The following is an 11,667-nucleotide window of genomic DNA, read 5'->3' on the forward strand; positions in this document are numbered from 1 at the left end:
TTTAAACAATTATTGTGTAACTTTTAAAGTATCTAAAAAAATATATTTGTAGATAACTTTAACAGTGAAAATCATAGTCGTTTAATTGTTTTTGGATAGATCAAAAATCACTAAAAGTGGGTATTGTACAAATAAGCGACTATCCTTACTTTTGCAGTTGTTATCTTTATAAAAGACAATAATAAATAGCTAAAATAATTTACCCCAATGATTATGAAAAGCAATCCATACATAAACGAAGAAAGCCTACAAAAATTTACTAGTATCATAGCTAATAAAATCCATAATGGATTTATAATTATCGAAAGGAACGATACATTGCCTTTTGCTGTTTTATCAAAAGGCAGGAAAGACGTCGATCACGGGTTTAATTTTTTACTTTGTTGTATGACATTAGGCGTATGGTCGGTTGGCTGGATTTATTTAACTTATGTTTCTTCCAAAGAAAAAAATATAGTGATAGCCATTGACGAAGATGGAAATACATTTGAAGAAAAATGCTATTCAGAATAGCATTTTTATAATTTTTCTTTTAGGTATTTTCCAGTAACTGAATCTTTTATTTTTACAATTTGTTCAGGTGTTCCTGCTGCCAATAATTTACCACCATTTTCTCCACCTTCTGGGCCTAAATCAATAATCCAGTCGGCACATTTGATAAGATCAAGGTTGTGCTCAATTACTAGTATTGAATGGCCTTTGTCTATCAATGCATCAAAAGAAGCCAATAATTTTTTGATGTCATGAAAATGCAATCCGGTTGTAGGTTCGTCAAAAACAAATAAAGCTTTGTCTTTTGTAGCGCCTTTTACTAAGAATGAAGCGAGTTTTATACGCTGCGCTTCTCCGCCGGAAAGTGTAGAAGATGATTGTCCCAATTGCACATAACCCAGCCCCACATCCTGTAAAGGTTGTAATTTTTGAGTGATTTTAGTTTGTTTATTGGCTATAAAAAAGGCAATCGCATCGTCTATAGTCATGGTGAGAATATCGTGAATGTTTTTACCCTCAAAAGCGACTTCCAAAACTTCTTTCTTAAATCGTTTCCCGTTACAGGTTTCACATGGTAATTGTACATCCGCCATGAAAACCATTTCTACGTTTATAGAACCTTCTCCTTTGCAGGTTTCACATCTTCCACCATCAACATTAAAAGAAAAATGTTTGGCCTGATACCCTCTTATTTTTGATAGTTTTTCTTTGGCATACAATTCCCGAATGTCATCATACGCTTTAATATAGGTCACAGGATTAGAACGGGAACTTCTTCCTATTGGGTTTTGATCTACATACTCAATATGTTTAATTTGCGAAAAAGAACCAGATATTTCGCTGAATTGCCCCGCTTTTTCACCAACATTCTCCAGCTTTTTTTGCATCGCGGGAAAAAGAATTTTCTTTACCAATGTGCTTTTTCCGCTTCCTGAAACACCAGTAATAACGGTTAATACATCCAATGGAAAGGTTACATCTATATTTTGAAGATTGTTTTCTCGAGCTCCTTTTATTTCAATAAAATTCTTGAAAAGCCTGCGTTTTTTGGGGACGGTAATTTCTAAGTCTCCATTCAGATATTTTGCTGTAAGTGAAGTCGATTTTAATATTTCATCATACGTGCCTTGGGCCACCAGATCGCCTCCAAAAGTACCTGCTTCCGGACCAATATCAATAATCATATCGGCCGCTTTCATGATATCTTCGTCATGTTCTACCACAATAACCGTGTTTCCTAAATCTCTTAACGACAGTAATACTTTTATCAAGCGTTCCGTGTCTTTTGGGTGTAAACCAATGCTGGGTTCGTCCAGAATATACATGGAACCGACTAAACTGCTTCCTAATGAGGTCGCTAAGTTGATGCGTTGCGATTCTCCTCCGGAAAGCGTTGCTGAATTTCTGTTTAATGTGAGATAATCCAGTCCTACTTCGGTTAAAAAAGATAAGCGATTGTTGATTTCCACCAATAATCGTTTCGCTATTTGTTTTTCATACACGTCTAAATCGATGTTTTCGAAAAAAGTAACCAAATGTTTAATAGGCAAATCAACTAAATCAGAAACTGTTTTTGAGTTAATTTTCACATACGAAGCTTCAATTCTCAAGCGTTTTCCTTTGCAGGAATGACATTTGGTTTTTCCTCTGTAACGCGAAAGCATAACTCTATTTTGAATTTTATAATTCTTTTCTTCCAGTTCTTTGAAGAAATCATTTAGACCTTGAAAATAGGTATTTCCATTCCAAATCAATTCCTTTTGATCTTCAGATAATTGATAATAAGGTTTGTGAATTGGGAAATCAAATTTGTAAGCATTATTTACCAATTCGTCTCGAAACCAACTCATACTTTCACCACGCCAAGGAAAAAGAGCATTTTCAAAAATGGATAAAGTTGTATTTGGCACCACTAATTCGGCATCAATTCCTATAATATTCCCATAGCCTTCACAAACGGGACACGCTCCATACGGATTATTGAAGCTGAATAAATGAACGTTGGGTTCCAAAAATGTGATTCCATCCAATTCGAAATTATTGGAATACGAAAACTTTTTATCGGAGTTTAATTCCTGTAAATGGCAAATTCCTTTTCCTTCAAAGAAAGCAGTTTGTACCGCATCAGCCAATCGATTGTAGAATTCTTCTTCGTCTTTGACCACAATTCTATCAATAATGAGCTTTATGTCTTTATTGTCTAAAGAATGTTGGTCTATTTCGTCTAACCGAACCATTTCATTATTCATCAGAATCCTTGCAAAACCTTGTTGTAGAAGTACTTTTAGTTTGTCTTCCAGTTTTCGTCCTTCTTCTAAATGAATAGGGGCAAGAAGCAACCATTTGCTGTCAAGTTCAAAGCTTTTTACATCAGTAACCACATCAGTAACCGTATTTTTTTTGACTTCACGATCGGAAACAGGAGAATAAGTTCTTCCAATTCTGGCAAAAAGTAATTTTATATAATCGTAGATTTCTGTGGATGTTCCTACTGTAGAACGGGCGTTTGTCGTATTCACCTTTTGTTCGATAGCGATCGCAGGAGCAATTCCTTTGATGTATTCCACTTTTGGTTTGTCCAATCTTCCAAGAAATTGTCTTGCATAGGAAGATAAGCTTTCTACATAACGGCGTTGACCTTCGGCATATAAAGTATCGAAAGCCAAACTTGATTTTCCGGAACCCGAAAGTCCTGTGATAACCACTAGTTTATTTCGAGGAATCGCAACATCTACATTTTTTAGATTATGTACTTGCGCTCCTTTTATGATGATATTTTTCTTGGGATCTAATTTTGAAAGGTCAACTTGCATAAAAACAATTAATTTTTACAAAAGTAATCAATTTTCAACTTAGAAAAAGAGTTCAACAAGTCACAAATAATCATTAAAAAAGGATTGTAGCTATTATTTCTTCAGGTGGTGTTGTTCATTGATTTTATAGTCGATTGTATTAAAGAATATCAGTAGTTTATATGGATATTAGGGACTAAAATAAGGTTTGTCAAAGTTCGCTGTTAGTCAAGTATTATTTTATTTTTTTTAGTTTCAGAATTCATTTCGAAAAAAACGCACTTCTATATTATTTATCAGTACACTATTTGTATGATAAATGTAAAAAAGGAGAAAAATTTTAACAAATTTAGAGCTAGTTATGTTAATTTTTATTAATTTTACTTGCATGTTAAAACAATAATTAGTTAAATTTGAAAACTTAACAAACCTAAATAAACACTAGCCTATAATAGAAAACTACTTTTTAGAGACATCTCTTATTTATTTTAAAACTAAAAAGTATTATTATGGTTAATATTCAACTCCCTGACGCGTCATTGGTAAAGGATTATGTCGCAGGTAACGAGGATGCCTTAGCTAAATTAATAAAAAGGCACGAATCAAAAATTTATGGTTTTATTTATTCGAAAATCCCGGATAAAGACATTACCAACGATATTTTTCAAGATACTTTTATCAAAGTAATCAAAACTTTGAAATCAAATTCATACAATGAGGAAGGTAAATTCTTACCTTGGGTTATGCGTATATCCCATAATCTGGTTGTAGATCATTACAGGAAAACAAAAAAAATGCCCATGTTCAGGGAAACAGAAGAGTTCTCTATTTTCTCTATAATGTCTGATGGGGCCCAGACTATAGAAAATAAAATAATTTCGGAACAAGTCGAAATGGATTTAAAAAAGCTGATCGAAGGACTTCCGGCTGATCAAAAAGAGGTATTGGTGATGCGAATGTATCAAGATATGAGCTTTAAGGAAATTTCTGAATCGACTGGAGTTAGTATCAATACCGCTTTAGGCAGAATGCGTTATGCTCTGATGAATTTGAGAAAAGTGATTGACAAACACCAAATTGTTTTGACCAATTAACAATATGTTTAAACTTGCTGCGTTGTAATATAAAGAAAAATATATATTACTCTATGGCAAAAACTTACTCAAAAAAAGCATCAGTTTCAAAAAACAGGAAACCAAGTAAAGAAACAATTTCTTTCTTATTAAGCTATTCCAAAGCGTTGAGCATAATGAAAATAGACAATAAAAGTTTCGAAATCATATCGAATTAAAATAGCCTAACTCCAATTATGTTTGGTCTTATGTAGATTTAATTTGATTTTAAATTATTAAAAAATCCCATTATTTTTTTAAAAAAAAATAATGGGATTTTTTGTTCAATGAAAATTTATTTTTTATGATAGGAATCAATAACCGTTTTTCTTCCAATTGTTTTAGTGATAATATCTTTATCTAAATCCCAGCCACGAGCCGGAGAATATTCCCTTCCGTACCATATAATCTGAAGGTGTAAATCATTCCAAAGCTCTTCAGGAAAAATACGTTTCGCATCTTTTTCTGTCTGAACAACATTTTTTCCGTTTGTCAAATTCCAGCGGTACATCAACCTGTGAATGTGTGTATCGACAGGAAAAGCAGGCACTCCAAAGGCTTGCGACATTACAACACTTGCGGTTTTATGTCCTACGGCGGGTAATTCCTCTAAAAATTCAAAGCTCTGAGGTACTTTTCCACCATGTTTGTCAATTAAAATGTGCGATAAACCATGAATACCTTTTGATTTCATTGGCGATAAGCCGCAGGGACGAATAATTTCCTTAATCTCCTCAACAGACATTTTTATCATATCGTATGGATTGTCAGCCTTAGCAAAAAGTAACGGTGTGATTTGGTTCACGCGAACATCCGTGCATTGTGCCGAAAGTAAAACGGCAATCAATAAAGTATAAGGATCCTTATGGTCTAAAGGAACTGGAATCGTTGGATATAACTCTTTTAACGTATTTATAACAAACGTTACACGTTCTTGTTTATTCATTATTCATTAAATTTGATTTGTAAAGAAAAACAATTTCAATGGTAATAGCAAAATTCAATTTCAATTCAAATAAATAAAAATATAAGTAATGACAACATTAAAAAAAGGAGATAAAGCACCCAATTTTTCTGGTCTGGACCAAGACGGGAAATCACATCAATTAGCAGATTATGCAGGTAAAAAATTAGTCGTTTTCTTTTATCCAAAAGCAAATACACCAGGTTGCACCGCGGAAGCTTGTGACTTAAGAGACAATTTCGAGCGATTTCAGGCTAATAATTATGAATTGCTGGGTGTTAGTGCAGATGCGCAAAAAGCACAAGCCAAATTCAAAGAGAAATTTGACTTTCCTTTTCCGTTATTGGCTGATGAAGATAAATCTGTAATTGAAGCTTTTGGAGTTTGGGGACCAAAAAAATTCATGGGAAAAGAATACGATGGCATTCACAGAACCACATTTGTAATTGATGAAAAAGGAATCATCGAGGACGTGATTTCAGATGTGAAAACTAAGGCTCATGCCGCTCAGATACTAAAGTAAGTGTTCAGTGATCCGTTTTTAGTCAGTTACTGCAATTACAAATAAGTATACAAAAACTGAAATCAAATTATGACAAACAAAATAAAGTCCAGAATTGAGGTGTTAAATGACCTCAATTCTGGACTTTGTTTTGTGATTTAAATCGAAATTTCACGACTGATTCCGATAGTTATCAGGACTAGTAGCTGAACACTAAAAACGGATTACTGACCACTATTCACTAATTACTTTCCTTCAAAACTTTATTTGGGTCATACCCAAAAAGGCGGTGTTCTTTAATTATTTCAGCAATACCAGTAGGAAGCATTGTTTCCCAACCCGGTTTTCCATTATTAATCATATTTAAAACTTCACGAGAGAAAACTTCTAAAATAGAAGGGTCATAATCATCTATATCAACTACTTTTCCGTTGAACTTAAAGAATTTGTATAACTCTTTCATTCTAGGATGTACTTTTAAGTTTTCTGATGTGATGATTTCTCCATTTTCTCCAATCATTGGATACAAGAAAACTTTCATATCGCGATAGAATAATTTTCCAAATGCTTCTAGAATTCCACCGCTTAAATGACGGTAATATTTCTCATCAAAAATATCTACTAAATTATTCACGCCCATGGCTAATCCCATTCTGGCTTTGGTATAATTAGCAAAATACTCAACCACTTTATAGTATTCCTGGAAGTTTGAAATCATTACTGTTTGTCCAAGAGAACACAGTAATTCAGCCCTATCCATAAAATCTCTTTCATCGATTTCACCATCAGAACGTAAGTTTGATAATGTAATTTCAAAAACTACCAGTGTATTTTCGGCATTTACTTTATTTTCATTCAGGAACATTTTCAATGATTTCTCATACATGTCCATGTTCACTTTTGTAACGGGACGAAAACTACCTCTAAAAGCAAGAATATTTTTTTTGTATAAAATTGCTGCGGGAAGAATGTTTTTACCTTCGGGGTTAAACATTACCGCATCAGTCATTCCGTTTTTTACTAATTGTAAACTCATCAAACGATTGTCAACATCAGCAAAACGGGGTCCTGAGAAATTTATAGTGTCTATTTCTAATTGATCTTTATCTAAGTGATCGTATAAATAGCGCAACAATCGTTTAGGATCATTGTATTTATAATACGCTCCATAAATTAAGTTTACACCAAGAATACCAAGCGTTTCTTGTTGCAAGCGGACATCAGTTTCTTTAAATCGAATGTGAATGATAATTTCATTATAATCCTCATCCGGTTCAATTTGATAACTAATTCCAACCCAACCATGTCCTTTGAATTGCTTTGCAAAATCAATAGTAGCTACAGTATTGGCATAACTAAAAAACATTTTGTTTGGATGTTTCTCTCTGCTCAATCTTTTTTCTATTAGATTTACTTCATGAGAAAGCATTTTTTTAAGTCGGCTTTCGGTTACGTAACGGCCGTCCTCTTCAACGCCATAAACGGCATCGCTAAAGTCTTTGTCATAGGCTGACATCGCTTTTGCAATTGTGCCTGAAGAACCACCAGATCTAAAAAAATGTCTTACAGTTTCCTGTCCAGCTCCAATCTCTGCAAAAGTTCCGTATATATTTTCATTTAAATTAATACGAAGTGCTTTGTCTTTAATCGAAGGGATTTGTTCGATGATTTTGTCACCTTTTAATTTTATTTCTGTATCCATTTTCTTTTAATATGGCTAATATGTTGCAAAGTTAATGAAATAGGTTTCTAATGAAAGATAATTAACCCTATTTTTGTAAATAAAAGCAATAAAATTGAAGGTATATTTTTTAGGAACTGGCACATCACAAGGGATTCCTGTTATTGGAAGTAATCATCCAGTATGTAAAAGCACTGATTTTAAAGACAAAAGACTAAGAGTTTCCGTTTGGATTTCTTGGGGAAATCATTCTTTTGTAATTGATTGCGGACCTGATTTCAGGCAGCAAATGCTTTCTTCAAATTGTCAAAAAGTAGATGGAATCTTGTTTACCCACGAACATGCCGACCATACAGCGGGAATAGATGATATTCGCCCGTTTAATTTTAAACAAGGTGAAATTCCAATTTATGCACATCAAAGGGTTATCGATAATTTGAGAAGACGGTTTGACTATGTTTTTGAAACGGTAAATAAATACCCGGGCGCTCCTTCTGTTGCAACTATTGAAGTTGTCAATAATGAACCATTTTCTCTGGGAAATAAAACGGTAATTCCTATTGATGTTATGCATGGAAACCTTCAGGTTTTTGGGTATAGAATTGATGATTTTGCCTATTTAACGGACGTTAAAACTATTGAAAAAAGTGAAATTGAAAAATTGAAAAACTTAAAAGTATTGGTTATAAATGCTTTACGGGAAGAGCCTCATGATACTCATTTCAATTTGAAAGAAGCATTAGATTTTATAACTTTGGTGCAACCAAAAACAACATATCTTACACACATTAGTCATATTATGGGATATCATGAAGAGGTTCAAAAAAACCTTCCTCCAACTGTTTTCCTAGCGTACGACAATTTAGAAATTACACTATAATTCAATTCACAATGAAACAGTCATTATTCCTTTATCTCACAATTTTAGCGATACTTTCTTCAGTTTTTACTTATATGTTTTTGAGTAAACAGGTAGCATTTGAACAAGCAAGGTATGAAAAAAACACAAAAAAGTTGAGAGATAGTCTAAGTTTAGTTTCGAATCAGTTAGCTGATGCTAACTATTTTTCTTTAGCAAAAAATGAAAATGCCCAGAATTATTTTGATTCAGGAAGTTCTGAAAAAATGATTCAATACGAAAAATTAATTCCTGTTGTTACCGAAAAATTATTGGATTTTAACTCCAACCCAAAAGGAAATCCTTACACTGGTCAAGATCAAATTGGCACTAATAAATTTATTATCAATAAAGTAAGAATTCTAAATCACAGATGGATTATAGCTGACTTTAGTGACGGTGAAATTTGGGGAGAGGTTTTGTTGAAATATTTTGTAAATGCTGATGACAGTATTTCATTCGAAGTAAATCAATCATTGTTATATCAAAAATAAATATGAAAAAGGGATTATTGTTTTCGGTAATGATCATTTTTGCTTTTTCTTGTGCAAAGCAAATGGATAAAAAAAAGGAATCTAAGAGTCTGATTCTAAAAGAAGAAAAACCACAATTAGTAGGTGGAGATTTGGATGAACACGATTGTAAAGCTTCTGCCGGTTATACTTGGTCTGTGTTGAGAAAGGAGTGTATCCGAGTTTTTGAAATCGAGACACGATTAAATCATTACGAGCAAAGTGGAGAAACTGCAACTACGTCAGCTTTTGTAATTTTTGATGCCAATAACGGAAATAAAGCTGAATTGTTTCTGGATACGCAAAAGGAATCGATTATTTTAGAACGAAAATCCGAAGGCCAACCATGGGTTAAGGATGATTGGCAATTGATTCCTTGGAAAGGTTATGTTTTGAAAAAAGCCGAAGAAATTAAATATACAGGACAATAATTGGTTAGTTATTCTTCTAACCAATTTTTAAAGTCATAGAAATTTTGTGGCGCCACTCCATGACCTACAGGATATTCTTTATAGGTTGTATTTATGCCTAAATTTTCTACTATTGCAGGTGTTTTTCTAGCCCATTCTACAGGGATTACTTGATCTACAGTTCCGTGTGAAGCAAATATTTTCAAGTTTGTAAAGTTATTTTTAAGGTAATCATCAGCCACAATCTCTAAATTCAAATAGCCACTCATAGCTACTACTTTTTGAACTTTTTCTGGGTAGGAAAGTGCCACAGCATAACTCAAGATTGATCCTTGGCTGAAGCCGACTAAAGCAATTTGTGTCTCATCGATTGGATAATTAGCAATTAACTCATCAATAAATCCAGCGATTAAATCCCTTGAAACTTTGGCTTGTTCGTGGTCTGAAAATTTATTTTGATCCGCATCAAAGTTTATGGCATACCAAGCATAACTGCCGTATTGTAAGTCATAAGGCGCACGTACTGATATAATATAATATTCATCTGGAAGTTCGGTAGCGAATGAAAACAAATCTTCTTCATTGCTGCCATATCCATGCAATAAAAGGATAAGAGGATTTTTGTCTAATTTTATTTTAGGTTCTCGTATTTTATATTCTAAAGATAAATTCATCGGATTATGATATGTTTTTAAGCCATTTTTGAAAATAAGTTCCCAATAAAGGAACTGGTTTTGTTTCTCCTTTTATAGCGCAGGTAATGCCATAAGACCATAAAACAAATACGAAAATCCACATGGGAGCTGAAATCATTAAGCTGTCAAAATTGCTGATGATTAATCCCAATGATATAAAAGTTAATGTGAGTCCCAGTCCTTGGCGAATGTGAAAAGAAGCAAACGCATTTTTATCTTCGGAGTTCATAGACATCGCTATAAACACGCCAATTCCTAAAATATAGCTTGTGATGGCGGCAGTTTTTCCTGTTTCGGTAGTATTATTCATTTTTATTTGTGCTCACCTTGAGGTTGGTGATATTTTTTATTTATGCTAAAATTAATTTTCCTTGATTGATGATCCCATGCACTTTTCCTTTGATTTCTGTTTCCAGAAACGCAGAGTTTTTCGATTTAGATAAAATGGATGATTTTGTGAAAATGTTTTTTGGTTCAGGATTAAATAAGGTAATATTTGCTTTTGAACCTTCATTTATGACTTGGATATCAATACCGAATCTAGATTTCCCAGCAGTCAATTTATCTATTATGGTTTCTAATGGTAATACGGTCATCAAAGCACCAAAAGCACTTTCCAATCCAATTGTTCCATTTTTGGCACCATCAAATTCCATTTTCTTGTGTTCAATGTCTATCGGATTATGGTCAGATGTAATCATATCAATCGTTCCGTCTTTTATTCCTTTCAGTAATGCTTTTCTATCAGCTTCAGTTCTAAGTGGCGGCGAAACTTTATAACGGGTGTCAAAACCTTCCAGTTTTTCATCGGTTAAAACCAAATGATGTACAGCGACACTGCAGGTTACATTTAGTCCATTGGCTTTAGCCTCTTTGATTAATTGAACTGATTTTTTAGTCGAAATTGTCGGAATGTGAAGTTTTCCTCCAGTATATTCTAACAGGAATAAATTTCTTGCGATTTGTAATTCTTCGGCAAGATTTGGAATTCCTTTCAAACCTAATCGGGTAGAAACAATGCCTTCATTCGCCACTCCGTTTCCTTTTATATTTTCGTCTTGAGAAAAAGCAAGAAGCAATCCATCAAAATCCTGAACGTATTGTAAGGCGATTTTTAGCAAATTAGCATTATCCAAACTTTTATTATAATCTCCAAAAGCAATTGCACCCGCTTTTTTCATATCATACAATTCGGCCATGTCTTTTCCTGCACTTTCTTTGCTCAAAGCGCCAATAGGATACAGCTGAGTTGCAAATCCTAGTGCTTTATTTAAAACAAAATTCACTTGGGATTGATTGTCAATAATAGGGAAGGAGTTGGGTTGTAAAGCGATTGCCGTAAAACCGCTTTTGGCAGCCACATTAAGCCCGTTTGATATGGTTTCTCGGTCTTCAAAACCAGGTTCTCCAAGAGAAACGCTACTGTCAAACCAGCCTTGTGAAACATGTAAATTATCAAGTTTTACCTCGTCTGCTTTATCTGGATTTGGAAGCGATGTTCCAATTTTTTTTATAAAACCATCAACAATTAAAATATCTGCAGTCTTATTATGAAAGGGACTTTTCGAATCGATAATTTTGGCGCCTCTGAGGATTAATTTCATATGTA

General features: G+C 33.6%; 12 protein-coding genes. 6 read left to right on the top strand and 6 right to left on the bottom strand.

Annotated features, from left to right (window positions below):
- Positions 1-207 precede the first annotated feature (207 nt).
- Entirely contained in the window at positions 208-513 is a 306-nt protein-coding gene (locus ACNQGX_RS11125; RefSeq protein ID WP_345956972.1) for a hypothetical protein, read from the top strand.
- Between the two features lie 5 nt (positions 514-518).
- On the opposite strand, the gene uvrA is transcribed toward ACNQGX_RS11125, so the two are convergent.
- Complete coding sequence (gene uvrA, locus ACNQGX_RS11130) at positions 519-3,305, bottom strand: excinuclease ABC subunit UvrA (protein WP_417976267.1); 2,787 nt, start codon at positions 3,303-3,305, stop codon at positions 519-521.
- Between the two features lie 488 nt (positions 3,306-3,793).
- On the opposite strand from uvrA, the gene ACNQGX_RS11135 reads away from it, so the two are divergent.
- Positions 3,794-4,378 carry an RNA polymerase sigma factor gene (locus tag ACNQGX_RS11135; protein WP_131916883.1) on the top strand — a complete coding sequence of 195 codons (585 nt, stop codon included), beginning with the start codon at positions 3,794-3,796 and terminating at the stop codon, positions 4,376-4,378.
- 313 nt (positions 4,379-4,691) lie between these two features.
- Here the strand turns inward: ACNQGX_RS11135 and ACNQGX_RS11140 are convergent, their stop codons facing one another.
- Positions 4,692-5,342, bottom strand: coding sequence for an endonuclease III domain-containing protein (locus ACNQGX_RS11140; protein WP_131916882.1), 651 nt, complete (start codon positions 5,340-5,342; stop codon positions 4,692-4,694).
- 88 nt (positions 5,343-5,430) lie between these two features.
- Here ACNQGX_RS11140 and bcp point away from each other — a divergent pair, with 88 nt between their 5' ends.
- Positions 5,431-5,883: a thioredoxin-dependent thiol peroxidase gene (gene bcp / locus ACNQGX_RS11145; protein ID WP_282743557.1), complete on the top strand. Its 453-nt coding sequence runs from the start codon at positions 5,431-5,433 to the stop codon at positions 5,881-5,883.
- Positions 5,884-6,103: 220 nt separating this feature from the next.
- On the opposite strand, the gene ACNQGX_RS11150 is transcribed toward bcp, so the two are convergent.
- The gene (locus ACNQGX_RS11150) at positions 6,104-7,564 is read right to left on the bottom strand and encodes a TonB-dependent receptor (RefSeq protein ID WP_417976269.1); all 1,461 of its coding nucleotides are present in this window, start codon (positions 7,562-7,564) and stop codon (positions 6,104-6,106) included.
- Positions 7,565-7,658: 94 nt separating this feature from the next.
- Between ACNQGX_RS11150 and ACNQGX_RS11155 the strand changes: the two genes are divergently transcribed.
- Genes ACNQGX_RS11155 through ACNQGX_RS11165 form a run of 3 tightly spaced genes read left to right on the top strand, consistent with a single transcriptional unit; the run spans position 7,659 to position 9,384 of the window.
- Entirely contained in the window at positions 7,659-8,423 is a 765-nt protein-coding gene (locus tag ACNQGX_RS11155) for an MBL fold metallo-hydrolase (protein WP_417976271.1), read from the top strand.
- An 11-nt stretch (positions 8,424-8,434) separates the two neighbouring features.
- Complete coding sequence (locus ACNQGX_RS11160; protein WP_417976273.1) at positions 8,435-8,935, top strand: hypothetical protein; 501 nt, start codon at positions 8,435-8,437, stop codon at positions 8,933-8,935.
- Positions 8,936-8,937: 2 nt separating this feature from the next.
- Positions 8,938-9,384: a hypothetical protein gene (locus tag ACNQGX_RS11165; RefSeq protein WP_417976275.1), complete on the top strand. Its 447-nt coding sequence runs from the start codon at positions 8,938-8,940 to the stop codon at positions 9,382-9,384.
- 8 nt (positions 9,385-9,392) lie between these two features.
- On the opposite strand, the gene ACNQGX_RS11170 is transcribed toward ACNQGX_RS11165, so the two are convergent.
- From ACNQGX_RS11170 to ACNQGX_RS11180, 3 genes are read right to left on the bottom strand one after another with little or no spacing between them, the layout of a single operon-like run.
- Complete coding sequence (locus tag ACNQGX_RS11170; protein WP_417976277.1) at positions 9,393-10,037, bottom strand: alpha/beta hydrolase; 645 nt, start codon at positions 10,035-10,037, stop codon at positions 9,393-9,395.
- A gap of 4 nt (positions 10,038-10,041) precedes the next feature.
- Positions 10,042-10,368 carry a hypothetical protein gene (locus ACNQGX_RS11175; RefSeq protein ID WP_417976279.1) on the bottom strand — a complete coding sequence of 109 codons (327 nt, stop codon included), beginning with the start codon at positions 10,366-10,368 and terminating at the stop codon, positions 10,042-10,044.
- Between the two features lie 40 nt (positions 10,369-10,408).
- Entirely contained in the window at positions 10,409-11,662 is a 1,254-nt protein-coding gene (locus ACNQGX_RS11180) for a dihydroorotase (RefSeq protein WP_417976280.1), read from the bottom strand.
- Between the last annotated feature and the right edge of the window lie 5 nt (positions 11,663-11,667).

This window comes from Flavobacterium glycogeni (assembly GCF_048286775.1).
Lineage (GTDB): Bacteria > Bacteroidota > Bacteroidia > Flavobacteriales > Flavobacteriaceae > Flavobacterium.